Source organism: Roseovarius faecimaris (assembly GCF_009762325.1).
In the GTDB taxonomy this organism is placed as follows: domain Bacteria; phylum Pseudomonadota; class Alphaproteobacteria; order Rhodobacterales; family Rhodobacteraceae; genus Roseovarius; species Roseovarius faecimaris.
On sequence record NZ_CP034348.1, the window covers coordinates 1,854,271 to 1,878,183 of the forward strand.

Sequence of the window (23,913 nt, forward strand, 5' to 3'; positions counted from 1 at the left end):
GGAGCTTTCTGATGACCACTTCCCCCAGCAGCACCCTGTTCGACGTCGAGACAGATCCGGTCAAGTTCCTGATTGTCGATGATGATCAGGTCAGCGTCATGGCAATCAAGCGGGCCTTGAAAAAACTACGTATCCTCAACCCGATCCTGGTGGCCCGCGACGGCCGCGAAGCGCTGGACATCCTGCGGGGTGCCAGTGGTGAGGACGGGCTGCCACCGCCCTTTCTCGTCACGCTCGATCTCAACATGCCGCGCATGAACGGATTCGAGTTCCTCGAAGAACTGCGCCAGGACAAATCCCTGAACCGCGCGGTCGTTTTCGTGCTGTCCACCTCCGACGCCCCGACCGATATCGCCCATGCCTATGACAGCAATGTCGCAGGCTACATCGTGAAGGACGATCTCGGAGACAGTTTCCTTCGCGCGCTCGACATGATCGACAGCTTTTCCAAGGTCGTTGAACTGCCTCGCTGAGGCGCCGATGCCGGATTTAACTAGAATCCGAGACGTTTTCCGCCCGGTCCCTTAACGGCTGGTTAATCATTGACACGCTACCGCTGGTCAGGCGGGACATTCTCGCTTCTTTTCATAAGCACAAACGAGGTTCGTGATGATCACCCCCATGCCGACCCACACCACTGGCGACCAGGCCCCGATCTCACAAACCGGGATCGCCGCTCTTATCCTCGATGACAATCAGTTCGACCGGCTCAAGATCCGTCGGCTCTTCCAGTCCACCGGAATGACTGTCTATCTCGACGAAGCCGACTCCCTTCAAACACTTCACGATATGCTGGACGCACAGGAATTCGACGTGATCCTTCTGGACTACGATCTGCCGCGGAACAGCGGCATGGACGCCGTCAAACTGGTGCGCAGCCACCCGCGCAACCACAGCGCCGCCACGATCATGGTCACCGGCTTCGACCAATCCGACATCGCCGTGCAGGCGCTCAAATTGGGCTGTACCGACTACATCTCCAAGGGGGAACTGTCCGCGGCCCGGCTGCGCACATCCGTACTTGCCGCCATTGACGAGGCCGCGCATCTGCACGCCAGCACCCGCGCGCATGAGCAGTTTTCCGAATGCCTCGCCGAACGGATCATGTCCGAATACTCGTCGGTGCTTCAGCCCGAACTGGCCAAGATCGTTCGCGAAATGCGCGCGTTGAAGGCCACGCTCGGCGATCCCAGCAGCAACCTGCCGCACGATCTGGAACAAATCGAAAAACGCTGCATCCGCCTGTGGTCCATCCTGACCAACCGGCAGGAACTGGGCATTCAGCCGATCCCGATCAAAACCATTCAGTGACCGCTCAGCAGGCAGATCGCAAAGCCCAAACCGTGCCCGACATGTCCCCTCCGATCTGGAAAGTTGGTGCGGGTGGAGGGACTTGAACCCCCACGCCTTGCGGCGCCAGAACCTAAATCTGGTGCGTCTACCAATTTCGCCACACCCGCAATCCGCGCGTTCTCTAGCAAAGCCGATTGCCGGATGCGAGAGAATTTATCGCCAATTCTCGGTCTTTGGCCGAAAAAAGGCGCGACATTAACCGATTCTTGCCATAATCTGCCGCACATAAAAGAGGCAGTGTTAGAGCGAGAAACGCCATGAAACCGAAAACGGTCGGGCGTGTCAGTGGGATAGCCACGGATACACCTTATCATACCGCAGGACTTCCGTCCGACAGCTATATTCTCACACTCGACGGCGAACGTCAGGTTTCAGAGATCGGTGTCGGTGACCGTGTTATCACCCGCGACAGCGGTGTGGCGCGCGTCACCTCCGTGCGCAGCCGCAAGATCGCGGCCCGCGCCATTCGCATTCTCGCAGGCTCTCTTGGACATACCCGGCCGGAACGCGATGTGCTTCTGCCTGCGGGCCAGCCCGTTCTGATCCGTGACTGGCGCGCGACAGCGGTCTTCAGTTCGGTCGGCGCCGCAATGATCGAAGCAAGCCGCCTCATCGATGGCGAATTCATCACCGATGAAGGCATGCAAGACATGACGCTTTACGAGCTTTCGTTCGACCGCCCGCACATCCTCTATGTGGATGGTCTGGAACTGGCCAGTGACGCCGCCGCCGTGCGCGCCGCCCAGGCCGATCGGGCCGCCTAGAGCCCCAGGTCGCGAAACACCTTCGGCAGCTCCTCCGGCAAATCCTCCGCAATCAGCCCAGGCCCGAAACTGCGGGCGCATTCCACATGCAACCACGCGGCGGTCTCCGCGGCCTGCATCGGGGCAACCCCTCGCGCCAGAAGCCCGGTGATAAACCCTGCCAGCACATCTCCCGACCCGGCTGTGGCCAGCCAGGGCGCCGCCCGCTCATACTGCGCCGAGTTGATAATGCACCGCCCATCCGGGTCCGCAATCACCGTATCGGGCCCCTTGAACAGCACCACACACCCGGCCCGCGCCGCCGCCTCGCGCGTGGCGTCTACCTTGGAATAGGCCGGGCCCTTGGTGGGCACAGCTTTCAGCTTCTCCGCAATATCCGGAAAGAGCCGCGCGAACTCTCCACCATGCGGCGTCAACACACAGCCCTCATGCAGCATCCCGAACAGTGCTTCGGGCTCTTCCGCAAAGGCCGTCAGCGCATCCGCATCCAGAACGATGTAGGGTGTGTGCTCTGCACGCACCGCCATCGGCACCAGCTCCCGCGCCCGCTCCGCACCCAGCCCCGGCCCAAGACAGACCGCATTGAGCCGCTCGTCCTCCAGCACCGAGGCCAACCCGTCACCATCCTCCACCCGTCGCAGCATCAGCGCGGTGATCTGGCCCGCCACCTCCATCTGCGCCGCTCCCGGCACCCCCAGCGTCACCAGCCCTGCCCCGATCCGCAAGCTTGCCCGTGCCGCCAACCGCGCCGCGCCGGTCTTGCCCGCGCCGCCGGAGAGGATCAGGGCATGGCCGTGATCATACTTGTGATCAAACGGCGTCTTGAAGAGACTACTTTCTTCGATGCAGACAAGAGTGACCGGCTCGCATGTTTGGGATCCGTGGTGTTGCCATGTGTTGATCCCAATATCCTTCACGATAGCCCGGCCCATCCTGTCGCCGAGAACATGCCCCTGCTTCAGCCGATGAAAACTCACCTCGAGCTCGGCAACGAACGCGTAAATCCCGATTTCTTTGCCACTATCGGCGCAGACACCTGAAGCGATATCGACTGCCACAATCGCAACGCCATCCGCGATGCAGTCAAGATGACTATCCCAAACATCCTGAAACTCATCGGACAAACCGCGCCCCAAGCCGGTTCCAAACAATGCATCAACAAGCAAATCTGTTTCAGTCATCGCAGACGGAGCGGCGGAGAGAGGCAGTACCTCCCCCAACGCTGCCCATCGCTCATAATTCACCCGCGCATCGGATGGTAGTCTCGCTGGATCGCCATAGAGAAACACCTCCACGTCCCAGCCCCATTCCTTCAGCAGACGCGCAACGACAAACCCGTCGCCGCCATTATTGCCCGGCCCGCACAGCACCACCGCCCGATGGGACGTCTCGGCCAACTCCGGCCATTCCTCGAAAACCGCCTCGACCACACCGCGCCCGGCGCGCTCCATCAGTTCCAGCCCGGTGACCTCGCCCGACTCGATAGCGGCCTGTTCAATGGCGCGCATTTGGGCAGCGGTCAGCAATTCGGTCATGAAATTTCCCTTCTGCGATTCATATCAGCACATTTAGTGGGCACTGTGCCTATTTTTTAGGCATCACCATAGTCGTCACCACAGCAGACCCACCCGGTCCAGACTATCCGATTGAGCCCACCATTGAGAAGTGATCTGACACGCCCGAAGACGAAGGGACAAGGAGGCCTGACATGAAAAAGATCGAAGCGATCATCAAGCCGTTCAAGCTGGATGAAGTGAAAGAAGCGCTGCAGGATGTCGGCGTGCAGGGTCTCTCTGTGATCGAGGTGAAGGGCTTTGGCCGTCAGAAAGGCCATACCGAGCTGTACCGTGGCGCGGAATATGTCGTCGACTTTCTGCCCAAGGTGAAGATCGATGTGGTGCTCGACGACGATCAGGTCGACGCCGCAATCCAGGCCATCACCGACGCCGCCAAAACCGACAAGATCGGCGACGGCAAAATCTTTGTCAGCCCTGTTGACCAAGCCATTCGCATCCGCACCGGCGAAACCGGTTCGGACGCGCTGTAAAACACCCCAAGGAAAGAGGAAATTGATATGAGCACCAAAGATCTGCTCAAGACCATCAAGGACGAGGACGTCGAGTATGTCGACATCCGCTTCACCGATCCGCGTGGCAAACTGCAACATGTGACCGTCATGGCCGATCAGGTCGACGAGGATTTCCTCGAAGAGGGCTTCATGTTCGACGGCTCGTCGATCGCCGGCTGGAAGTCGATCGAAGCCTCCGACATGAAGCTGATGCCCGACACCAACAGCGCCTATCTTGACCCGTTCTATGCCGAGAAAACCATCTGCGTGCATTGCTCCGTGGTCGAACCCGACACCGGCGAACCCTATAACCGCGACCCGCGCGGCACCGCTGAGAAGGCCGAAGCCTATCTGAAAGCCTCCGGCATCGGCGATGTGGCCTATATGGGCCCCGAAGCCGAATTCTTCCTGTTCGACGATGTGCGTTTTTCCAATACGATCAACAAGGTATCGTATGAAGTTGATGCGATGGACGCATCCTGGAACACCGACACCGAATACGAGATGGGCAATACCGGCCATCGCCCCGGCATCAAGGGCGGCTATTTCCCGGTCAACCCGATCGACGACGCCCAGGACATCCGCTCGGAAATGCTGAGCACGATGAAGCGTCTCGGTATGAAGGTCGACAAGCACCACCACGAAGTGGCGTCCTGCCAGCACGAGCTGGGCCTGATCTTCGACACGCTGACCAAGCAGGCCGATGAGCTGCAGAAATACAAATACGTCATTCACAACGTGGCGCAGGCCTATGGCAAGTCGGCCACCTTCATGCCCAAGCCGATCTATGGCGACAACGGCACCGGCATGCACGTGAACATGTCGATCTGGAAAGACGGCAAGCCCCTGTTCGCAGGTGACAAATACGCCGATCTCAGCCAGGAAGCGCTGTATTACATCGGCGGCGTGCTGAAACATGCCAAGACGCTCAATGCCTTCACCAACCCCTCGACCAACAGCTACAAGCGGCTGATCCCCGGCTTCGAGGCCCCCGTGCTGCGCGCCTATTCGGCCCGTAACCGCTCGGGTTGTGTGCGGATCCCGTGGACCGAAAGCCCCAAAGCCAAGCGCGTCGAGGCCCGTTTCCCCGACCCGTCCGCCAACCCCTACCTGTGCTTTGCCGCCCTGCTGATGGCCGGTCTGGACGGGATCAAGAACAAGATCGATCCGGGCGAGGCGATGGACAAGAACCTCTACGATCTGCCCGCGGAAGAGCTCGAAGGTATCCCGACCGTCTGCGGCAGCTTGCGCGAGGCCCTGGAGGCGCTGGCCGCCGATCACGACTTCCTGCTTGCAGGCGACGTGTTCACCAAAGATCAGATCGACGGCTATATCGAGCTGAAAATGGAAGAGCTGGAGCGCTACGAGCACACGCCGCACCCGGTTGAGTTCGGCATGTACTACAGCTGCTAACACGCTGTAGGAAATACCAATATTGGAAAAGGCGCTCTTTCGGGGCGCCTTTTTCGCTTCCCCTGAACGGCAGAACCACAGCATCGCGACGGAGCGCGCGGCCGTGCTTTTCCCCCTTCCACGACGTCATGGGCTCGGCTATCCTTTTGGATATGCCTGGGTAGGGAGTAGTGCCATCATGTCTTTCAGAACCATCGCCACCGCGATCACCGCCGCGACCTTGCTGTGCGCGGCCCCTGCCCTTGCCGCGACCTGCGGAAACACCTCCAGCGGATTTGAAAACTGGAAATCAAGCTTTGCCCAGGAGGCACAGCGCGCCGGGGTTGGTCAGCGCGGCCTTCAGGCCCTGGCCGAGGCGCGCTATGCCTCCAAGACCATCGCCGCCGACCGCAATCAGAAAAGCTTTAAATACAGCCTGGAAAAATTCATGCAGGTGCGGGGCGCCAACACGATTGTCGCCCAGGGACGCAAGCGCAAGGCCAAGTCGCCCGGCTTTTACGACGCGTTGGAACGTCAGTATGGCGTGCCCGCCGGCGTGATCATCGCCATTCACGGGATGGAAACAGGCTTTGGCGGGTTCATGGGCGACAGCTCGGTCGTCTCGGCCATCGTCACGCTCACCTATGACTGCCGCCGCTCTGATTTCTTCAAGCCGCACGCCATCGGCGCGCTCAAGCTCGTGGATCAGGGCTCCATCACCGGCGCCACCAAGGGCGCCAAACATGGCGAACTGGGTCATACGCAGTTCCTGCCGGGCAATGCGCTGAAATACGGGGTGGACGGGAATGGCGACGGGCGCGTGGATTTCTACAACCTGACCGACGCGCTCACCTCCACCGCCAATTTCCTGCGCCAGAAGGGTTGGAAACCCGGCCAGGGCTATCAGGAAGGCCAGCCCAATTTCCGCGTCATTCAGGAATGGAACGCGGCAGGCGTGTATCAGAAAGCCATCGCCATCATGGGCGCACGCATTGACGGCTAAGCACCACTCTTGACGACCCCATAACGACCACCTATCTGCAAGGCTCCAAGGGGCGTCAGGCCCCCGCCGTTCGCATATGGTGAAGCCCTGACATCTGACGCTTTCCCGTTTCTGACCCTCGGGCCAAGACCGGGCGGCAAGGCGAACACCCGCATTCGGACATCTGGCTCATCGGGAAAGAAACCATGACCCATCAAACTCTTCCGCCGCGCGCGGAGCTCAAGGCACAGGCGCGCCGCCTGCGCGCCGCCATGGCCGATCAGGGCCGCCCCATGACCCATGCCACCGCCCTGGAAACGGTGGCGCATCAATGGGGTCTGCGCGACTGGAACACCCTGTCTGCCCTCGCGCCCGACACGGCCCCGCCCTGGCAGATCGGCCAGCGCGTGACCGGGCGCTACCTGGGGCAGCCCTTCAAGGGGCGCATCAAATCGGTGGCGCAAACCGGCGACAGCCATGCCAGGCTGACACTGGTCTTCGATCAGCCGGTCGATGTTGTGACGTCCGACAAATTCAGCTCGCTGCGCCGTCAGGTGACCGCAACGGTCAATTCTGATGGCCGCACGGTCGAGAAAACATCGGACGGGCAACCGCATCTGGTGCTGCACAGCGCCTGACAAACGGCCCCGCGCCACCTTGGCGCGGGGTCAGTCGATCCCCGGAACGGGCCGCCGGTAGGTGCTGACCATCTTGTAGGCCTTGCGCGGCCCGCTCACCGTCCAGGTGGCAATCCAGTCGGGCCACTGGCCAAAGCGATACCGCACCTCATATGTGTCCGGATCGCACCAATGGGTGTCTTCGGGGTTCTCCGGGTCAATCCGGTGAAAGGCGCGGCCATCCTCGAACAGAACCTCGATCACCCCATCCTCGCCCTCGCGCCACAGATAGGACCGCTGCGCGCTGACCGGGCGCAGCCCTTCGATCTTCATCAGGCCTTTTTCCTCGTAAAGCAGCCCATCGCCATCCGGCAGGAACCGGGCCGAGCCGCGAAACTGCGCATCGGGCTGATCCTCATGCACGATCCGGCGCTCGACCACCCAGGCGCCCTCGAAATCTTCCAATGTTATCGTCATCAGCTTGTCGCCACCTGCCCGTTCGGTATAACCCGCGCCAAGACTTAGCGTTAAATCAAAGGCCCGTCACATGATTCCCCGATATTCCCGCCCCGAAATGGTCGCCCTTTGGGAGCCCGCCACCAAATTCCGCATCTGGTACGAGATCGAGGCCCATGCCTGTGATGCCATGGCCGACCTGGGCGTGATCCCGCGCGAGAATGCCGACGCGGTGTGGAAAGCCAAGGATGTGGAGTTTGACGTGGCCCGGATTGACGAGATCGAGGCGGTCACCAAACACGACGTCATCGCCTTTCTGACCCATCTGGCCGAGCATGTGGGCAGTGAGGAGGCGCGTTTCGTGCATCAGGGCATGACCTCCTCAGACGTGCTCGACACCTGCCTCAACGTGCAGCTCGTGCGCGCCGCCGACATTCTGCTGAAGGATATGGACGACCTGCTCGCCGCCCTCAAACGCCGCGCGTTTGAGCACAAGATGACCCTGCGCGTGGGCCGCAGCCACGGCATCCATGCCGAACCCACCACGATGGGCCTGACTTTCGCCCGCTTCTACGCCGAGATGGACCGCAACAAAAACCGCCTGGAAAAGGCCCGCTGGGAAATCGCCACCGGCGCAATTTCCGGCGCTGTCGGCACCTTTGCCAATATCGACCCGGCCGTCGAAGAGCATGTCTGCGAAAAGCTGGGCCTGCGCCCCGAGCCGATCAGCACGCAAGTGATCCCCCGCGACCGGCACGCGATGTTCTTTGCCACGCTGGGCGTCATCGCCTCGTCGATCGAAAACGTCGCGATCGAGATCCGCCACATGCAGCGCACCGAGGTGCTGGAAGGGGCGGAATTCTTCTCGATGGGGCAAAAAGGCTCCTCCGCGATGCCGCACAAGAAAAACCCCGTGCTGACCGAAAACCTCACCGGTCTTGCGCGCCTTGTGCGCATGGCGGTGATCCCGGCGATGGAAAACGTGGCCCTCTGGCACGAGCGCGACATCTCGCACAGCTCGGTTGAGCGGATGATCGGGCCGGATGCCACCGTAACGCTTGATTTCGCGCTCGCGCGGCTGACAGGTGTGATCGACAAGATGTTGATCTTCCCCGAAAACATGCTCGACAACATGAACAAGTTTCCCGGGCTCGTCATGTCTCAGCGGGTGCTGCTGGCCCTGACCCAGGCCGGGGTCAGCCGCGAGGACGCCTATACAATGGTCCAGCGCAACGCGCTCAAGGTCTGGGAACACCGCACCGATTTCCGCGAAGAGCTTCTGGCCGATGCCGATGTGGTGGCCGCCCTGGGCGTGGAGCAGATCGAAGAGAAGTTCGACATGGGCTACCACACCAAACATGTGGACACGATCTTCAAGCGGGTGTTCGGCGAAGATTAACCCTTTGAGTGGCGCGTTTTCAATGCGTTACACGCCACTCCTCATCTCACAAACTGGTGATTGAAAAAACGCTCTGCCGAACCTGGCTTCTGTGGTATCGTGCCTCACGCTGTTTTACCGGAGCCATTTCAACGGAGCCATGTGATGACCCGCACCCTTCTGATTGCCACCGTCCTGACGCTCAGCACGACGCTGTCGGCGCAGGCGACCTGCAACGGCAAATCCCACAGCCAGCAAGCCATGTCCTGCGCCGAAGGCGCGGTTTGGGACAGCGCCACCCAGACCTGCGTGCCGCAAATCTCAAGCTGAGCTTTTTACCCGGCTGAGTTCAGGCATCGCCCCGCGCGGTGCCTGAAATTTCGCGGCCAGTCTTAGACCTTTCTTCATCCCTCCGCTCTAGTCTGCGGCAAGCAGCAATCGGGCCCCGGGATGACAGACGCTTTACCCTTCGCACAGATCGAACCCCTGCAAATCGCGGCCCCGGTGTCCGGCGATGACCGCGCGGCACAACTGACGCGCAAGCAAAAGGCGGCGATCATCGTCCGCTTCCTGCTCAATGAAGGGGCCGACGTGCCGCTCACCGACCTGCCCGAGCCGTTGCAGGCCGCGCTCACCACCCAGATGGGCAACATGCGCTATGTGGACCGCGGCACGCTCGCCGATGTGGTGGCCGAATTCGCGAGGGAGCTTGAGGCGATGGGCCTCACCTTTCCCCGTGGCGTCTCCGGCGCGCTCTCCGCGCTCGATGGCCGGATCAGCCCGCAAACCGCCGCCCGCCTGAAGAAAGAGGCCGGCGTGCGCCAGTTTGGTGAGCCGTGGGAGCAGGTCTGCGCCGCCGACCCGGATGAACAGCTCGATATCCTGAGCTCGGAAAGCCCCGAAGTGGCCGCCGTCATGCTGTCCAAGCTCGATGTCGCCCGCGCGGCCGAACTGCTGGGCCGCCTGCCCGGCCCCGCCGCCCGCGCCATTGCCTTTGAGATGTCGCGCACCGGCTCGGTCACGCCCGACGCCGTGGACCGGATCGGGCTCAGCCTTGCCGCCCAACTCCACGAACTGCCCGAACATGCCTTTGACGACGGCCCCGTGCAACGCGTCGGCGCCATCCTCAACTACTCGCCCGCCACCACCCGCGATGACGTGCTCACCGGGCTAGACGAGGCCGACCGCCAGTTCGCCGATCTGGTCCGCAAGGCGATCTTTACCTTTGAAAACATCCCCGATCGCCTCTCGCCAATGGACCTGCCCAAGATCACCCGCGAGGTCCCGCAGGACGTGATGACCATCGCCCTGAAAGCGGCAAGCGACGGCCCCCTTGCCCATGTTGCCGACTTCATCCTCGATGGCATTTCCAAACGCATGGCCGAAGCGATCCGCGAGGAAATGAGCGAGCTTGGCAAGATCAAGACCAAGGATGGCGAGGATGCGATGACCGAAGTGATCAATGCCATCCGCACGCTCGAAGCCTCCGGAGAGATCACGCTGCTCACGCCCGAGGATGAGGGCTAGCGCCACTGGACAGCCGCACGCGCCCGCCCTACCCTGTCCCCATGGATCAGACAGACGCACGCCGATGGCATGATATGGGCGGCCGGCCCGCCGGGGACATCCCGATGGAAGGCCATGACTTTTCGCTCTGGGAAAAGCGGGTGGATGCCCTCATGGTGCTATGCGGCGCCAAAGGATATCTGACCGTTGACGGGCTGCGCCGCGTGCTAGAAGACATGGGCGAAGAGGCGTTCGAGACATACAGCTATTACGAACGCTGGATCGCCTCGGTCAATCAGAACCTTGTCGAGGCCGGGCTCTACTCGCTCGAAGAGCTTGCCACCCGCATGGCCGAGGTCGAGGCCCGCGGGGCCACCTATGGCGAGGCCAACAATGGGTAGCCGCGTGCGCGTCAAGGCGCTCTGCCCGCCGGGCCATGTGCGCGCGCCGTGGTATCTGCGCGGCAAGACCGGCGTGATCGAACGCGCATTGGGCGAGTTCGGCAATCCCGAACAACTCGCCTATGGCGTCCCGGCCGAGAAAAAGCCGCTCTACCGGGTGCGATTCACCATGTCCGAAATCTGGGGCAATCGCGCCGAAAACCCGGATGACACCATCGACGCCGAGATTTACGGCCACTGGCTGGAAGAGGTCTGAACGATGCCCCACGACCACCACGATCACGACCACGATCACCTCAGCCCCTCCGGCCACCCCTACCGGCAGGACAATGACGAACCGCTCAGCTACTGGCAGTGCATGGAAATTGCCGTGCGCGAGCTGATGATCGAAAAGGGCCACCTGACCGCCGCCGAGGTCGCGGCACAGATCGACGCGATGGATGCGCGCTCTCCCGCCAATGGCGCCGCCGTTGTGGCCCGCGCCTGGGTCGATCCGGACTTCAAGGCAGCGCTTCTGAACGACGCCTCCGCCGCGAGCCGTGAGATGGGCTTCGACATCGGCCCGCTCAACCTGATCGCGGTGGAAAACACCGCCGACACCCATAACATGATCGTCTGCACGCTCTGCTCGTGCTATCCGCGCAACCTGCTGGGCATGCCGCCCGATTGGTACAAGACCCGCGCCTATCGTTCACGCGCCGTGTCCGAACCGCGCGCGGTCCTGCGCGAATTTGGCGTGGACCTGCCCGAGGACACCACCGTCCGCGTGCATGACAGCACGGCCGACATGCGCTATATCGTCCTGCCCGCGCGCCCCCCCGGTACCGACGGGATGAGCGAGGCCGAACTGGCCCGCCTCGTCACCCGCGACAGCATGATCGGCACCGGCCTGCCGCTCTCACCCTGACGCTTGTGATGCGCCGCCGCGCAGGCTAAGGCAGCGTTGATGAGCGACACCTCGGATCATATCCCGCTGACCGAGCGCTTTGTGGGCATGGTGCTCTATGCCCCCATCGCGCTTGCCAGGACGCTGCCCTATCGCTGGCGCATCCCCGTCGCGGGCTGGCTCACCGCGCATGTCCTGGCCCCACTGGCCGGATACCGCCGCCGCGTGCGCGACAACCTCGCCCATGCCTGCCCCGACCTGCCCGCGCCCGAACGGCGCCGCCTCATGCGCGCCGTGCCCGATAATGCCGGGCGCAACATGATGGAAATGTACAGCCCCGAGTTTCGTGAGGCCGCGCGGCACCTGCCCGTCTCCGGCCCCGGCCTGCCGACGCTGCGCGCCGCACGCGAGGCGGGACGGCCCGTGGTCTTCGTCACCGGGCATTTCGGCAATTTCAACGCCGCGCGGGTGGCGATGATCGAACAGGGCTTTCACATGGGCGGCTTCTATCGCCCGATGAAAAACCGCCCCTTCAACCGGCATTACATGGCGGCCATGCGCTCGGTCTCCGAGCCGCTCTTTGAGCAGGGCCGCAAGGGCATGACCCAGATGGTCCGGCACCTGCGGTCCGGCGGGGTCGTCGCCGTGCTCAACGATCTCAATGCCCATGACGGCGTGCCGCTCACCTTTTTCGGCCAGCCCGCACTCACCTCGCTTGCCACGGCGGAAATGGCGCTGAAATACGACGCCCCCCTGATCCCGGTCTGGGGCATCCGCAATCCCGACGGGCGCAGCTTTCATGTTGTGGTCGAAGACGAGATCGCACCGTCAGATGCCGTCACCATGACGCAGGAATTCAACGACCGTCTCGAGGCCCAGGTGCGCGCGCATATGGATCAGTGGTTCTGGATTCACCGCCGCTGGAAAGACGGCTCCGGCCCCCTGCATGACAAACGCGCCGAGGCCCTGGCAAAGATGCAGAACCGCTGATCCCGGCGACCGCATTTTCTGTGTCAGAAAATGCCCCAGAAACTGTATCAGTTTCTGTCCCCGCTCAGACCCATTTCGCCAGGGGTGGCAGGCTCATCAGCACCGCATCCGCGTCATGCCCGGTGGCCAGGCCAAACTTGGTGCCCCGGTCGTAGACAAGGTTGTATTCCGCATAAAGCCCGCGATGGACAAGCTGCGTTTCCTTGTCCGCCTCCGACCAGTCCTGCACCCGTCGCTTTTCCACCAGAGGCACGAACGCCGGCAGAAAGGCGCGCCCGATATCCTGCGTCAGGGCAAAATCCGCCTCCCAATCGCCGGAATTCTGGTCATCCATGAATATACCGCCGACCCCCCGCGCCCGGTGCCGGTGCGGGATATAGAAATACTCGTCCGCCCAGTCTTTCAGGCGCGGATACTGATCCTCCCCATGCGGATCGAGATGCGCCTTTTGCTGGCCATGAAAATGCGCCGTGTCCTCGTCATATTCGATGCACGGGTTCAGGTCGGACCCGCCGCCAAACCACCATGCGCCCGGCGTCCAGAACATCCGCGTGTTCATATGCACCGCGGGGCAATGCGGGTTTTGCATATGCGCCACCAGGCTGATGCCCGACGCCCAGAACCGCGGGTCGCTCTCCATCCCAGGCACGCCGCGCGCCGCCATCGCCTTCTGCGCGGCCTCCCCCAACTCGCCATAGACCTCCGAGACGTTCACGCCGACCTTTTCAAAGACCCGCCCCCCGCGCATCACGCTCATCAGACCGCCACCCGCATCCGAGCCATCCTCACTGGCCCGGCGCGTCTCGCGCACGTCGAACCGGCCCGGTGCCGCGTCGCTCATCGGACCGCTGTCATGACTGTCCTCAAGCCCCTCGAAAGCCGCCACAATCTCATCGCGCAACTGCCGGAACCACGCCGCCGCGCGGCGCTTTTCATCTTTGAAATCATCGCTCATCAAGCTGCCTTTCTCAGTGCAAGGGAACGGTCACGGGATCAAGCAGCGAGCGCCCGCCGTCAATCGTCATGATCTGACCGGTCATGAAGGCGCTCGCATCGCTGGCCAGAAACTGCACCGCATCGGCAAGCTCGGCAGGCGAGGCGATGCGCCCCAGCGGGGTATGCGCCTCGATCTCATGGCGATGCTCCCGGTGCCCTTTCAGCTCCGCCTTGAGCGAGGCCGACATCACCGACCCGAAAGCCACGGCATTCACCCGGATGCGCTCCGGCGCCAGCGCCACCGCCAGAGAGCGCGTCATCTGGTCAAGGGCTGCCGAGGCCACCGAATAGGCCAGCAGATCCGGATGCGTCAGCCGCGCCGAGATCGACGACAGGTTCACAATCGCCCCCGCCATGCCTTCCTCGCGGTCCTCGGCCTGTTTGATCATCCGCTTGGCCACAAGCTGGCTCAGCCTCAGCGCGGGCATCAGGTTCTGGTTCAGAAGCTCCGTCACCGCGTCATCATCCGGGTTCAGCGGGTCCGACGGCATCACCTGCCGTGACGCATTCACCAGGATATCCACCTGATCGAACGCATCTATCGTGGCCGAAAGAAGGTTGGCCAGCGTCAGCTTCTCGCGCAGATCGCCCGCGAAATAGCGGATCGCATCGCCCTCACCCGGCTCTCCCAGCTGATTGAGCAGCTGTTCCTCGTCCATATCGGCGAACATCACATTGGCGCCCTGATCCGCAAAATGCCGCCCGATCGCAAGACCAATCCCATTGGCCCCGCCGGTGACAATCGCGGTCTTTCCCGAGATGGATTTGGACATGGTTGCGTTTCCCTGATTCCGTGGGGTCGAGCTTAGGCCAATTCAGCGCGCCTGACGAGACGGGCGCGCCGCATGCAGGATCTTGAACCGCGTGGTGCCGCCCACTGTCTCGACCTTGGCAAAATGCCGCGCCAGCGCGTCCTCGTAAGGCAGATGCCGGTTGGCCACCATCCAGAACTGCCCCGAGGGTGCCAGCATCCCCGCAGCCGCCGCGATAAACGCACGGCCCAGCCCGGGATCGGCGGCGCGGTCGGTGTGAAACGGCGGGTTTGAGATCACCGCGTCCAGTTTTTGCGGCGGGGTCCAATGCGTGGCGTCGGCCCAGTGGATGTTCAGGCGCGGATCGGACACGTTCAGCCGGGCACATTCACAGGCGGCGTGATCGGCTTCCACCAGGTGCAGCGCCTCGATACTGTCGCGCTCCAGCGCCCGCGCCGACAGATAACCCCAGCCTCCACCCAGATCGGCAACAGACCGGCCCAGCTTGGCAGGCAGATGATCCGCCAGCAAAGCCGACCCCGGATCGATCCCATCGGCCGAAAACACGCCCGGCGCCGTGTGGAACCCGCCTTCGATCTCGCGCGGGGCGGCGCGCCAGTCGTCAAACGCGGCCTCGGCCTCGAACCAGAACAACTTGCCATGCGCTTTCGAAATCGGGGCCGACACCGCCACCCGTTTCCGGCAGTCTTTCAGCAGGCTTTCCACCCCGTCGGTCTTGGCCCCGTCGACGATCACCGGTCCGTCAGTGACCGAAACCGCCTCGGCAATCAGGGCCCGCGCCTGCGGTTTGGCGCGCGGCAGACAGATCACCGCCGCCGCATACCGCCCCTCAGGCGCCACCGCGCAGTCATAGCCCTGACCCGCAAAATGATCATGGTCCGGCTTGAACCCGGTCAGAATGTGCAACCGATCCTTGGGAAGGCCCGAAAGCGCCGTGCCAGCACGCGGGGCAAAGACCGCGATCCGGCCGATCTCCGGCACGGACAGCAAACCGCTTTCCAGGGCCAGCGGCAGGCGGGCATCGATCAATTATTCGGCTTCCATCATGCAGAGCATGTCACTCTTTTTCCATCGTGCACTGAAGCGGATGCTGATGCTGGCGCGCAAAATCCATCACCTGCGCCACCTTGGTCTCGGCAATCTCATGGCTGAACACGCCCACAACCGCCACGCCTTTCTTGTGCACGGTCAGCATGATCTCAAACGCCTGCGCGTGGCTCATGTGGAAAAACCGCTCCAGCACGGCCACGACAAATTCCATCGGCGTGTAATCATCATTCAGCAGCAACACCTTATAGAGCGGCGGCCGCTTCGTCTTGGGCTTGGTTTCGACCACGACAGAGGTGTCGTTGTCATCGTCCGAAGGCCCTGCCATGATGATGGTCCTGCTGATCATGTCGCGCGCGTGGTCTGTCCCCTGGGTTGGGGCTGTATATAACCTGTCACGCGCACAAGAAAAGGGGCCAATGGGGCCGATGTCCGCCGAATTGACCACAATCGCCTTCGATGCCGATGACACGCTCTGGCATAACGAGCGGTTCTTTAAGCTGACCCAGGCGCGCTTTGCCGACCTTCTGCGCGATTACACCGAGCCCGAGGCTCTGATCGAGCGGCTGATCGAGGCCGAACGGCGCAATCTGGGTCATTACGGGTTCGGCATCAAGGGCTTCGTTCTGTCGATGATCGAAACCGCCATCGAGGTAACGGACGAGCGCGTGCCCGCCTCGGTCATCGCCCAGCTCATCGCGGCAGGCCAGGAGATGCTCCAGCACCCGATCGAGCTTCTGCCCCACGCCCGCGAGGCGGTCGAGGCGGTGGCGGATACGCACCGCGTGCTGCTGATCACCAAGGGCGACCTTCTGGATCAGGAACGCAAGCTGGCGCAATCCGGCCTGGGCGAGATGTTCGACGGGGTCGAGATCGTCTCGCACAAGACCCGCGCCACCTATGACGGCATTTTCCAGCGTCATTGCAACGGGGCGGCGCATGCGATGATGGTCGGCAACTCCCTGCGCTCCGACGTGCGCCCGGCCATCGAGGCAGGAAGCTGGGGCGTGCATGTCCCGCATGAGCTGACCTGGGCACTGGAACATGATGAGCCGCCCGAGGACGCACCCCGCTTTCGGCAACTGCCCGATCTCAGCGGCCTTGCCGAACTGGTGCAGGCGCTCGGCCAAAGCGTTCGGCCAGAAACCTGAATCACAGCTTTTGGCCGAACGCAGCGCAAGATATCAGCGGTGCGCGCGTCCCGCCCTTATCTGATGTCTGAGGTTAAAGGCCGGACGCTTTAATCAAGCCGCCTCACAACCGATCACGTCGCGGTCAGCGCCCCTGTGCGCGCCGCCTGAACGGCCCACTTCCTGATCACGACCATGCTTCATTTAGATCAGGAGAAACTCCATGCGTATTTTTGCAACCCTCGCCACCGCCGGCCTTCTTGCCCTCACCGCGACCGGCCCCGTCCTCGCGGATGGCCATGGCGGTCACAGCACCAAATGCGTGCCCTTCGGCTGCTACGACCGCTGAAGCCTGAACAGGGGGTGCGCCACAGCGGCGCGCCCTACCCCGCCTTGCCCGCCTTGCGCTTCTTCTCGGCCACGACCTTTTCGGCCAGATCGCGGGCAATGGCAAAGGCGCCCTTGATCTTGTCTGCCTCTTTATTCCAGTCGCGCCGCACGACGATCTTGTTGTCGCGCACCTTGGCCAGCCCGCGCTGATCCTGGATGAACTCCACCAGCCCCTGCGGCGAGGCAAACTTGTCATTGTGAAACTGGATCGTCGCACCCTTCGGCCCGCCATCCAGCTTGGCAATCCCCGCCTTCTTGCACATCGCCTTGATCCGCACGATCAGCATCAGCATGTTGACCTCTCGCGGCAGCTTGCCAAACCGGTCGATCAGCTCGGCGGCAAAACCCTCCAGTTCAACTTTGCTCTGTAACCCGCTGAGACGGCGGTACAATCCCAGCCTGACATCCAGATCCGGCACGTAAGATTCAGGGATCAGCACCGGCACGCCCAGATTGATCTGCGGCGCCCATTGATCATCGGCCTCGCTAAGGCCCTCCAGTTCGCCCGCCTTGATCTTGGCAATCGCCTCTTCCAGCATCGACTGGTAAAGCTCATACCCCACATCGCGCATCTGGCCTGACTGTTCTTCGCCCAGAAGGTTGCCCGCCCCGCGAATATCGAGGTCCTGACTGGCCAGCGTGAACCCCGCGCCCAGCGTATCGAGGCTGCCCAGAACGCGCAGCCGTTTTTCCGCGCTCGGCGTCAGCGGCACGCGCGGCTTGGTCGTCAGATACGCATACGCCCGTTGCTTGGAGCGCCCGACGCGCCCCCGGATCTGATAGAGCTGTGCCAGGCCAAACATATCCGCGCGATGAATGACCATTGTGTTCGCGGTCGGAATGTCCAGCCCGCTCTCGACAATCGTCGTGGCAAGCAACACGTCGTATTTGCCGTCGTAAAACGCATTCATCCGGTCATCCAGCTCGCGCGCGGCCATCTGACCATGCGCCACCACAGTGCTCACCTCCGGCACCTGCGTTTTCAGGAATTCCTCGATCTCGGGCAAATCCTTGATCCGTGGCACCACGTAAAAGCTCTGCCCGCCGCGATAATGCTCGCGCAGCAGCGCCTCCCGGATCGTCACAGAGTCAAACTCGCTCACATAGGTCCGGATCGAAAGCCGGTCCACGGGCGGCGTGCCGATAATGCTCAGATCACGCACACCCGACAGGCTCAGTTGCAAGGTGCGCGGAATGGGCGTCGCCGTCAGGGTCAGCACATGCACGTCCGAGCGCAGCTGCTTCAGCCGCTCCTTATGCCCCACGCCAAAGCGCTGCTCCTCATCGATCACCAGAAGCCCGAGATTCTTGAACCGGATGTTTTTCGCCAGCAGCGCATGGGTGCCGACAACGATATCCACCTCACCCTTGGCCATGCCCTCGCGGGTCTTGCTGGCCTCGCTTGCCGTGACAAAACGCGACAGCGGCCGCACCGTGACGGGAAAGCCGCGAAACCGCTCGGCAAAACTCTGATAGTGCTGCCGCGCCAGCAGCGTCGTGGGCGCAATCACCGCCACCTGCATGCCCTGCATCGCCGCCACGAAGGCCGCGCGCATGGCCACTTCGGTCTTGCCAAAACCCACATCGCCGCAGATCAGCCGGTCCATCGGCGTGCCGCTTTCCAGATCGGTCAGCACATCCTCGATCGCCTTGAGCTGATCATCCGTCTCCGAATAGGGAAAGCGCGCCGCGAACTCCTCCCAGGCGTGGTGCTCGGGCTCCAGCACGGGGGCTTTGCGCAGCGCGCGCTCGGCCGCAATCCGGATCAGCCGGTCCGCCATCTCGCGGATACGTTCCTTGAGCTTGGCCTTCTTCGACTGCCATGCACCCCCGCCGAGCCGGTCGAGCAACCCTTCCTCATGGCCATAACGGCTCAAGAGTTCGATATTCTCCACCGGAAGGTAAAGCGTTGAGCTTTCGGCATATTCCAGCTTCAGGCACTCATGCGCAGCACCCGCCGCCGTGATCACCTCCAGCCCGTGATACCGCCCGATCCCGTGATCCACATGCACCACCAGATCGCCTGGACTGAGCGATTGCACCTCGCTCAGGAAATTCTCGGCCCGGCGTTTGCGCTTGGGGGACCGGATCAGGCGGTCGCCCAGAATATCCTGCTCGGCAATCACCGTGAGGTCAGGCGAGGTAAAGCCATGCTCCAGCGGCCACACCGCCAGATGCAGCCCGTGCCGCCCGATACCGCCCGCGTTGCGCACCGTCACCGCCCCGATCAGGCCCTCATCTTCCAGAAGGCCCTCCATCCGCTCCCGCGCGCCTTCAGAATAGGAGGCCAGCAACACTGGCCCCTCGGTCATGCGCGCCTGAACATGATCCTTCAAGGCCCCGAAAAGGCTGATGTTTTCCTGTTGCCGCTCCGGTGCGAAATCGCGCCCGATGCGCCCGCCCGCGTCGATCACACCGGGGCCGGTGGCCTGCGGCAGCGGCACAAGCTGCATCACCCGCCGCGCGCCCAGGGCGGCCTCCCACGCGTCATCGTCCAGATACAAAAGCTCCGGAGCTATGGGTTTGTAAACCGTGTCCGTGCGCCCCTTCTGGCTCATCGCGTGCTGGCGCGCCTCATACTGATCGCGCACCATGTCCCACCGGCTCAGCCGCGCCGCCGTCACCTGATCGTCAAGGCTGACCGTCACGCCGGGCAGGTAGTCAAACAGCGTCTCCAGCGTCTCATGGAAAAACGGCAGCCAATGTTCCACGCCATGATGCTTGCGCCCCGCGCTGACCGCCTCATAGAGCGGATCCTCTCCCCCGCCCGCGCCAAATTCGATCCGGTAATTCTGCCGGAACCGGCGGATCGCGGCCTCATCCAGGATCACCTCGCTGACCGGCGACAGCTCGATCCGGTCCAGCTTTTCCGTGGTCCGCTGCGTCGCCGGGTCGAACCGGCGCACCCCATCGAGCACATCGCCAAACAGATCCAGCCGCACCGGCCCGCCGTCGCCCGGCGGATAAATGTCGATGATCCCGCCGCGCACCGCGTAATCGCCCGGCTCCATCACCGTGGGCGCCTGGCTGAACCCCATCCGCGCCAGAAACGCGCGCAGCGCCGCCTCGTCGATCTGATAATCGACCCGCGCGGTAAAGGCCGCCTCGCGCAGCACCTCGCGCGCAGGCACCCTTTGCGTCGCCGCATTCAGCGTGGTCAGCAGGACAAACTGCCCCGGCATCCCGTGCACCAGCCCGGCCAGCGTGGCCATCCGCGCCGCCGAAATGTCCGCATTGGGCGAGGTCCGGTCATAGGGCAGGCAATCCCAGCCCGGAAAGCGGATCACCGGCATATCGGGCGCGAAAAACCGCAGCGCCTCTTCCATCGCGGCCATGCGCTTGTCATCGCGGGCGACATGGATGACCGGGCCACCCTGCTTGTCCACCTCCTGCAGCAACAGGCGCGCATCGAACCCCTCGGGCGCGCCGCTGACGGTGATATGCTGGACCTTGCTCATGGACAAAATCGGATGCGGCGGCCGATCAGAACAGCACGCTGGCGGTCATGTTCTGCAACATCCCCCAGATCGCCGTGACAAAGATCGACAGCATCCCGATGCCCTGGGTGATGATCCGGTGCTTGACCAGCCGTTTATAAAGAGCCTCGCCCGCCGGCTCTTCCACGCGGATCTTGCGCGCGGTCGCGACCGACAACAGCCCCACGATACTCATCGGAAAGCCCAGCAGAAACAGCGCCTGGGCAAACTCATTGCGATAGAAAAACCCGAGGATCGCCATCATCGTCAGCGCAAAACACGCAAACCCGGTGATCAGCAGACCCGATTGCCCGGCGATATAGAGAATGCGGTTGACGTTGATCCGCACCATCGCCTGCAGATCCTCGACCGCCTCGCCCTCGCCTTCCTTGCGCGCGCGCAGCACCATGTCCCAGGGCACCCCCAGCACCCAATGGCTGACCGACGACCACAGCACCGCCAGCGCGATCCAGAACCACAGGTTCGAGAAGCTGCGCATATCGATCAGTTCAAAGACGCTTTCGTACCAGTCCAAAATCCGGGCCCCAGGTTATCCCTTCTGGCCCCCCTTTAGCGCCCAAGTGAGGCAATTCCTACCCTTGAGTGCATGCGAAGCTTATGTCACTCAGGAAGTGTTGCATCACATGAGGAAATCCCATGCGCCCCACCCTTGGCCCCACGCCGATCACCCGTCTGCGCCGCACCCGCCAATCGCCTGCGATTCGCGCACTGGTTGCCGAAAACACCTTGTCGGCCGCCGATATGATCTGGCCGGTTTTCGTGCGTGAAGGCGAGAATGTGGAAGAGCCCGTGCCGTCCATGCCAGGCGTGGTGCGCCGCTCGGTCGACCGCGTGGTCGAGGCCGCGCGCGAGGCGGCTGATCTGGGCATTCCCGCGATCTGCCTCTTTCCCTACACCGATGCGGCAAACCGCACCGAGGATTGCGCCGAGGCCTGGAACCCCGAGAACCTCAGCAACCGCGCCACGCGGGCGATCAAGAAAGCCGTGCCCGACATTGCCATCATGACCGATGTGGCGCTCGACCCCTATTCCGACACCGGTCATGACGGGTTTGTCCGCGACGGAGAGATCGTCAATGACGAAACCATCGAGGCACTGGTCAAACAGGCGCTCAGCCAGGCCGAGGCGGGCGTCGACATCATCGGCCCCTCGGACATGATGGATGGCCGGATCGGCGCCATTCGCCAGGCGCTCGAAGCGGCGGGGCATCAGAATGTCATGCTTCTCAGCTATGCTGCCAAATACGCTTCGGCCTTTTACGGGCCTTTCCGTGACGCGGTGGGGGCCTCCGGCGCGCTCAAGGGCGACAAGAAGACCTATCAGATGAACCCGGCCAATTCCGACGAGGCGCTGCGTTGCGTCGAAAGGGATCTCTCCGAAGGCGCCGATATGGTGATGGTCAAGCCCGGCATGCCCTACCTCGACATCTGCCGCCGCGTGAAGGACACGTTCGGCGCGCCCACATTCGCCTATCAGGTCTCGGGCGAATACGCGATGATCAAGGCCGCCGCACTCAATGGCTGGATCGACGGCGACCGCGCCATGGTCGAAAGCCTGATGGCGTTCAAACGCGCCGGTTGCGACGGCGTGCTCAGCTATTTCGCGCCTGATCTGGCCCGCGCCCTGGCCTGAGCGGCCTGTCGCCGCCTTTACACAATCCTTAGTGACAGCCCGCGCCTCTGCCCCTATACTATGGGGCAGACCGGGATGAAAAAATCCGGCACATAACGTCAGGCAACACGAAAACGAGCAGGCTCATGACAGATTTTACGCGACGGACATTCACCCTGGGTGCGTTGGCGGCAACCCCTTTGCTGGCCGCATGTGGCAACGGCGTGGGCAGTGATGGCGGCCCGCGCATCGACGCGCGCGCCGACACGACGCTGAACTACCTTTTCAACACCTACCCCAATACCCGGGATCTGGCGAACAAGGCGGCTGGCATGCTGGTCATGCCGCTGGTCACCGAGGCGGGGTTCATCGCCGGTGGTGGCTATGGGCGCGGCGCGCTCAGGATCAACGGCACCACGGTGGATTACTACTCGGCCACCAAAGGCAGCGTCGGGCTCCAGATCGGGGCACAGCAATTCGCCCATGTGCTGTTTTTCATGACCGAAGATGCGCTCAGCAAATTCCGCCGCTCCTCGGGCTGGGCCGCGGGCGCGGATATCGAATATGTGTTCAACGATTACGGCGAGAACCTGCGCGCCGAGACGACCACGGCGACCTCTCCCGTCGTGGCGGTGATCTTTGGCCAGGCGGGGCTCTTGGCCGGGGTGTCGCTTGAAGGCATGAAATACACCCGGATCATCCCCTGATCTTCTGACCGTTGCCGTCCGGAGGCAAGCGTCAGCCCGCCGTTCCCGCGGCGGGTTGTCTGCCATTGGCGGCTGCGTGTTCGGCAGGGGCAAACACCTCGCGAAACCGTGCGCCAAGCGCCTCATAGCTTGGTTCGTTCTTCTCGATCACCCGGAGCCCGGATCCGGCCGCCTTGGCCCACATGAAGGGCGAGGGCCAGCCCGAGACCATGATGATCGGCACGTCGCGATAGCGTGGATCGCTGGCCAGCTGACAGCCCAGGTCGATCCCGCGGCCGTCAGGCAGGGTATTGTCCAGCAGGATCATCTCATATGTCTGCACCGCCAGGGCCGCGCGCCCCTTCGACAGGGTGTCGGCAAAATCTATCTCCACATCCAGATTGCAGCGTGAGGCGGCACGCAGAATCTTCTGCTGATCAAAAAGGCTGTCCTCGATGGCCAGACAGCGCGCAGTGCGTTTCATCGGGTGGTACCCCCTTCATAGCGCATACGCTCAAAAGGCTGGCACATCCCCGTTAATAACCGGTTAAATCCGGCTCAGTGCAGCGTGAACTCCCCCACCATGTTGCGCCATTCGCCGGGCGCGATCATTTTGCGGTGGGTAAACTTGACCGAATGCAGCGGGCCTTCGATCTCGCGCTGCCAGAACTCGACAAATTCGAACAGCCGCGGATGATCCGGCGCAATATCGTAATCCTGCCAGATAAACGTATTCAGAACATGGGTATAATCCGGCATCCGGTAAAAGAATTCCGCCGTGGTCAGCCCGTACCCCTTCAGCATCATTTCCGTCTCACTCATCTGCATGTTTTGCCTCACCTTCCGAGTCTTCTTGCACTCCACGACTCAATCATGCCTCAGAAAAATTACTTTTCAATAAAAACAGTATGTTAGCAGTCATGTTTGATGGCTGCTAACATAGGCAGGAGAGAGGGATTGCACCCCATATCCTGTCTCTGGTATAGTTTT

Annotated in this window: 28 protein-coding genes and 1 tRNA gene; 18 read left to right on the forward strand and 11 right to left on the reverse strand. The window is 62.4% G+C overall.

The window, feature by feature from the left end; genetic code table 11:
• Nucleotides 1-11: 11 nt before the first annotated feature.
• Nucleotides 12-473, forward strand: coding sequence for a response regulator (locus EI983_RS09550; protein ID WP_157707144.1), 462 nt, complete (start codon nt 12-14; stop codon nt 471-473).
• A 136-nt stretch (nt 474-609) separates the two neighbouring features.
• Nucleotides 610-1,311 (forward strand): response regulator, encoded by a 702-nt coding sequence (locus EI983_RS09555; RefSeq protein WP_157707145.1) that lies wholly within the window; start codon nt 610-612, stop codon nt 1,309-1,311.
• Between the two features lie 64 nt (nt 1,312-1,375).
• Here the strand turns inward: EI983_RS09555 and EI983_RS09560 are convergent.
• Nucleotides 1,376-1,460, reverse strand: a tRNA-Leu gene (locus tag EI983_RS09560).
• A gap of 150 nt (nt 1,461-1,610) precedes the next feature.
• Between EI983_RS09560 and EI983_RS09565 the strand changes: the two genes are divergently transcribed.
• A complete protein-coding gene (locus EI983_RS09565; protein WP_157707147.1) occupies nt 1,611-2,117 on the forward strand; it encodes a Hint domain-containing protein in 507 nt (168 codons plus the stop codon).
• Here the strand turns inward: EI983_RS09565 and EI983_RS09570 are convergent.
• A complete protein-coding gene (locus EI983_RS09570) occupies nt 2,114-3,652 on the reverse strand; it encodes an NAD(P)H-hydrate dehydratase (protein ID WP_157707149.1) in 1,539 nt (512 codons plus the stop codon). The genes EI983_RS09565 and EI983_RS09570 overlap by 4 nt on opposite strands.
• Before the next feature lie 173 nt (nt 3,653-3,825).
• Between EI983_RS09570 and EI983_RS09575 the strand changes: the two genes are divergently transcribed.
• The 4 genes from EI983_RS09575 to EI983_RS09590 all read left to right on the forward strand — a co-directional run bounded on the left by EI983_RS09575 (nt 3,826) and on the right by EI983_RS09590 (nt 7,197).
• Complete coding sequence (locus EI983_RS09575; RefSeq protein ID WP_157707151.1) at nt 3,826-4,164, forward strand: P-II family nitrogen regulator; 339 nt, start codon at nt 3,826-3,828, stop codon at nt 4,162-4,164.
• A gap of 27 nt (nt 4,165-4,191) precedes the next feature.
• Nucleotides 4,192-5,598: a type I glutamate--ammonia ligase gene (glnA, locus tag EI983_RS09580; RefSeq protein ID WP_157707153.1), complete on the forward strand. Its 1,407-nt coding sequence runs from the start codon at nt 4,192-4,194 to the stop codon at nt 5,596-5,598.
• Between the two features lie 178 nt (nt 5,599-5,776).
• Nucleotides 5,777-6,580, forward strand: a complete 804-nt coding sequence (locus EI983_RS09585; protein WP_198389407.1) for a lytic murein transglycosylase — start codon at nt 5,777-5,779, stop codon at nt 6,578-6,580.
• 185 nt (nt 6,581-6,765) lie between these two features.
• On the forward strand, nt 6,766-7,197 hold the full coding sequence (locus EI983_RS09590) for a glyoxalase superfamily protein (RefSeq protein WP_157707155.1): 432 nt from the start codon (nt 6,766-6,768) through the stop codon (nt 7,195-7,197).
• Nucleotides 7,198-7,227: 30 nt separating this feature from the next.
• On the opposite strand, the gene EI983_RS09595 is transcribed toward EI983_RS09590, so the two are convergent.
• Entirely contained in the window at nt 7,228-7,653 is a 426-nt protein-coding gene (locus EI983_RS09595; RefSeq protein WP_246162369.1) for a DUF6314 family protein, read from the reverse strand.
• Nucleotides 7,654-7,723: 70 nt separating this feature from the next.
• Between EI983_RS09595 and purB the strand changes: the two genes are divergently transcribed.
• From purB to EI983_RS09630, 7 genes are all read left to right on the forward strand, one after another.
• Entirely contained in the window at nt 7,724-9,031 is a 1,308-nt protein-coding gene (gene purB, locus EI983_RS09600) for an adenylosuccinate lyase (protein WP_157707158.1), read from the forward strand.
• 144 nt (nt 9,032-9,175) lie between these two features.
• On the forward strand, nt 9,176-9,340 hold the full coding sequence (locus EI983_RS09605; protein WP_157707160.1) for a hypothetical protein: 165 nt from the start codon (nt 9,176-9,178) through the stop codon (nt 9,338-9,340).
• 120 nt (nt 9,341-9,460) lie between these two features.
• On the forward strand, nt 9,461-10,537 hold the full coding sequence (locus tag EI983_RS09610; protein ID WP_157707162.1) for a flagellar motor switch protein FliG: 1,077 nt from the start codon (nt 9,461-9,463) through the stop codon (nt 10,535-10,537).
• A 74-nt stretch (nt 10,538-10,611) separates the two neighbouring features.
• Nucleotides 10,612-10,917, forward strand: coding sequence for an SH3-like domain-containing protein (locus EI983_RS19490; protein WP_157709046.1), 306 nt, complete (start codon nt 10,612-10,614; stop codon nt 10,915-10,917).
• Nucleotides 10,910-11,173 carry an SH3-like domain-containing protein gene (locus EI983_RS19495; protein WP_343038638.1) on the forward strand — a complete coding sequence of 88 codons (264 nt, stop codon included), beginning with the start codon at nt 10,910-10,912 and terminating at the stop codon, nt 11,171-11,173. The genes EI983_RS19490 and EI983_RS19495 overlap by 8 nt, the downstream gene beginning before the upstream one ends.
• Nucleotides 11,174-11,176: 3 nt before the next feature.
• Nucleotides 11,177-11,824, forward strand: coding sequence for a nitrile hydratase subunit alpha (nthA, locus tag EI983_RS09625; RefSeq protein ID WP_157707166.1), 648 nt, complete (start codon nt 11,177-11,179; stop codon nt 11,822-11,824).
• Nucleotides 11,825-11,863: 39 nt separating this feature from the next.
• Nucleotides 11,864-12,793 carry a lysophospholipid acyltransferase family protein gene (locus EI983_RS09630; protein WP_157707168.1) on the forward strand — a complete coding sequence of 310 codons (930 nt, stop codon included), beginning with the start codon at nt 11,864-11,866 and terminating at the stop codon, nt 12,791-12,793.
• Between the two features lie 64 nt (nt 12,794-12,857).
• Here the strand turns inward: EI983_RS09630 and hemF are convergent, their stop codons facing one another.
• The 4 genes from hemF to clpS are packed head-to-tail and all read right to left on the reverse strand — an operon-like array spanning nt 12,858 to nt 15,937.
• Nucleotides 12,858-13,748 carry an oxygen-dependent coproporphyrinogen oxidase gene (hemF, locus tag EI983_RS09635; RefSeq protein ID WP_157707170.1) on the reverse strand — a complete coding sequence of 297 codons (891 nt, stop codon included), beginning with the start codon at nt 13,746-13,748 and terminating at the stop codon, nt 12,858-12,860.
• Between the two features lie 13 nt (nt 13,749-13,761).
• Nucleotides 13,762-14,562, reverse strand: a complete 801-nt coding sequence (locus tag EI983_RS09640; RefSeq protein ID WP_157707172.1) for an SDR family NAD(P)-dependent oxidoreductase — start codon at nt 14,560-14,562, stop codon at nt 13,762-13,764.
• Between the two features lie 42 nt (nt 14,563-14,604).
• The gene (locus EI983_RS09645; protein ID WP_157709047.1) at nt 14,605-15,588 is read right to left on the reverse strand and encodes a class I SAM-dependent methyltransferase; all 984 of its coding nucleotides are present in this window, start codon (nt 15,586-15,588) and stop codon (nt 14,605-14,607) included.
• A 31-nt stretch (nt 15,589-15,619) separates the two neighbouring features.
• Nucleotides 15,620-15,937, reverse strand: a complete 318-nt coding sequence (gene clpS / locus EI983_RS09650; protein WP_246162370.1) for an ATP-dependent Clp protease adapter ClpS — start codon at nt 15,935-15,937, stop codon at nt 15,620-15,622.
• Nucleotides 15,938-16,037: 100 nt separating this feature from the next.
• Here clpS and EI983_RS09655 point away from each other — a divergent pair, with 100 nt between their 5' ends.
• A complete protein-coding gene (locus EI983_RS09655; RefSeq protein WP_157707176.1) occupies nt 16,038-16,760 on the forward strand; it encodes an HAD family hydrolase in 723 nt (240 codons plus the stop codon).
• A gap of 202 nt (nt 16,761-16,962) precedes the next feature.
• On the forward strand, nt 16,963-17,088 hold the full coding sequence (locus EI983_RS19440; RefSeq protein WP_281356461.1) for a hypothetical protein: 126 nt from the start codon (nt 16,963-16,965) through the stop codon (nt 17,086-17,088).
• A gap of 34 nt (nt 17,089-17,122) precedes the next feature.
• Here EI983_RS19440 and mfd read toward each other — a convergent pair whose 3' ends face one another.
• Nucleotides 17,123-20,587: a transcription-repair coupling factor gene (mfd, locus tag EI983_RS09660; RefSeq protein WP_157707178.1), complete on the reverse strand. Its 3,465-nt coding sequence runs from the start codon at nt 20,585-20,587 to the stop codon at nt 17,123-17,125.
• Nucleotides 20,588-20,612: 25 nt separating this feature from the next.
• Nucleotides 20,613-21,140 carry a component of SufBCD complex gene (locus EI983_RS09665; protein WP_157707180.1) on the reverse strand — a complete coding sequence of 176 codons (528 nt, stop codon included), beginning with the start codon at nt 21,138-21,140 and terminating at the stop codon, nt 20,613-20,615.
• A gap of 122 nt (nt 21,141-21,262) precedes the next feature.
• On the opposite strand from EI983_RS09665, the gene hemB reads away from it, so the two are divergent.
• On the forward strand, nt 21,263-22,258 hold the full coding sequence (gene hemB, locus EI983_RS09670; protein ID WP_157707183.1) for a porphobilinogen synthase: 996 nt from the start codon (nt 21,263-21,265) through the stop codon (nt 22,256-22,258).
• A 125-nt stretch (nt 22,259-22,383) separates the two neighbouring features.
• Entirely contained in the window at nt 22,384-22,944 is a 561-nt protein-coding gene (locus EI983_RS09675; RefSeq protein ID WP_157707185.1) for a lipid-binding SYLF domain-containing protein, read from the forward strand.
• Nucleotides 22,945-22,975: 31 nt separating this feature from the next.
• On the opposite strand, the gene EI983_RS09680 is transcribed toward EI983_RS09675, so the two are convergent.
• Together EI983_RS09680 and EI983_RS09685 are read right to left on the reverse strand one after the other, a co-directional pair.
• Entirely contained in the window at nt 22,976-23,407 is a 432-nt protein-coding gene (locus EI983_RS09680) for a response regulator (RefSeq protein WP_157707187.1), read from the reverse strand.
• Between the two features lie 74 nt (nt 23,408-23,481).
• Nucleotides 23,482-23,751, reverse strand: coding sequence for an usg protein (locus tag EI983_RS09685; RefSeq protein ID WP_157707188.1), 270 nt, complete (start codon nt 23,749-23,751; stop codon nt 23,482-23,484).
• Nucleotides 23,752-23,913: the final 162 nt, after the last annotated feature.

Excerpts from the sequence above, each read along its gene's own strand:
- hemF (WP_157707170.1), bottom strand. The coding sequence starts at position 13,748 with ATGAGCGATGATTTCAAAGATGAAAAGCGCCGCGCGGCGGCGTGGTTC.
- EI983_RS09570 (WP_157707149.1), bottom strand. The coding sequence starts at position 3,652 with ATGACCGAATTGCTGACCGCTGCCCAAATGCGCGCCATTGAACAGGCC.
- EI983_RS19495 (WP_343038638.1), top strand. The coding sequence starts at position 10,910 with ATGGGTAGCCGCGTGCGCGTCAAGGCGCTCTGCCCGCCGGGCCATGTG.
- nthA (WP_157707166.1), top strand. The coding sequence starts at position 11,177 with ATGCCCCACGACCACCACGATCACGACCACGATCACCTCAGCCCCTCC.
- EI983_RS09575 (WP_157707151.1), top strand. The coding sequence starts at position 3,826 with ATGAAAAAGATCGAAGCGATCATCAAGCCGTTCAAGCTGGATGAAGTG.
- EI983_RS09680 (WP_157707187.1), bottom strand. The coding sequence starts at position 23,407 with ATGAAACGCACTGCGCGCTGTCTGGCCATCGAGGACAGCCTTTTTGAT.
- hemB (WP_157707183.1), top strand. The coding sequence starts at position 21,263 with ATGCGCCCCACCCTTGGCCCCACGCCGATCACCCGTCTGCGCCGCACC.
- glnA (WP_157707153.1), top strand. The coding sequence starts at position 4,192 with ATGAGCACCAAAGATCTGCTCAAGACCATCAAGGACGAGGACGTCGAG.
- EI983_RS09555 (WP_157707145.1), top strand. The coding sequence starts at position 610 with ATGATCACCCCCATGCCGACCCACACCACTGGCGACCAGGCCCCGATC.
- EI983_RS09685 (WP_157707188.1), bottom strand. The coding sequence starts at position 23,751 with ATGCAGATGAGTGAGACGGAAATGATGCTGAAGGGGTACGGGCTGACC.
- EI983_RS09655 (WP_157707176.1), top strand. The coding sequence starts at position 16,038 with ATGTCCGCCGAATTGACCACAATCGCCTTCGATGCCGATGACACGCTC.
- purB (WP_157707158.1), top strand. The coding sequence starts at position 7,724 with ATGATTCCCCGATATTCCCGCCCCGAAATGGTCGCCCTTTGGGAGCCC.
- EI983_RS09550 (WP_157707144.1), top strand. The coding sequence starts at position 12 with ATGACCACTTCCCCCAGCAGCACCCTGTTCGACGTCGAGACAGATCCG.
- EI983_RS19440 (WP_281356461.1), top strand. The coding sequence starts at position 16,963 with ATGCGTATTTTTGCAACCCTCGCCACCGCCGGCCTTCTTGCCCTCACC.
- EI983_RS09605 (WP_157707160.1), top strand. The coding sequence starts at position 9,176 with ATGACCCGCACCCTTCTGATTGCCACCGTCCTGACGCTCAGCACGACG.
- EI983_RS09630 (WP_157707168.1), top strand. The coding sequence starts at position 11,864 with ATGAGCGACACCTCGGATCATATCCCGCTGACCGAGCGCTTTGTGGGC.
- EI983_RS19490 (WP_157709046.1), top strand. The coding sequence starts at position 10,612 with ATGGGCGGCCGGCCCGCCGGGGACATCCCGATGGAAGGCCATGACTTT.
- EI983_RS09585 (WP_198389407.1), top strand. The coding sequence starts at position 5,777 with ATGTCTTTCAGAACCATCGCCACCGCGATCACCGCCGCGACCTTGCTG.
- mfd (WP_157707178.1), bottom strand. The coding sequence starts at position 20,587 with ATGAGCAAGGTCCAGCATATCACCGTCAGCGGCGCGCCCGAGGGGTTC.
- EI983_RS09675 (WP_157707185.1), top strand. The coding sequence starts at position 22,384 with ATGACAGATTTTACGCGACGGACATTCACCCTGGGTGCGTTGGCGGCA.
- EI983_RS09610 (WP_157707162.1), top strand. The coding sequence starts at position 9,461 with ATGACAGACGCTTTACCCTTCGCACAGATCGAACCCCTGCAAATCGCG.
- EI983_RS09595 (WP_246162369.1), bottom strand. The coding sequence starts at position 7,653 with ATGACGATAACATTGGAAGATTTCGAGGGCGCCTGGGTGGTCGAGCGC.
- EI983_RS09590 (WP_157707155.1), top strand. The coding sequence starts at position 6,766 with ATGACCCATCAAACTCTTCCGCCGCGCGCGGAGCTCAAGGCACAGGCG.
- EI983_RS09565 (WP_157707147.1), top strand. The coding sequence starts at position 1,611 with ATGAAACCGAAAACGGTCGGGCGTGTCAGTGGGATAGCCACGGATACA.
- EI983_RS09640 (WP_157707172.1), bottom strand. The coding sequence starts at position 14,562 with ATGTCCAAATCCATCTCGGGAAAGACCGCGATTGTCACCGGCGGGGCC.
- clpS (WP_246162370.1), bottom strand. The coding sequence starts at position 15,937 with ATGGCAGGGCCTTCGGACGATGACAACGACACCTCTGTCGTGGTCGAA.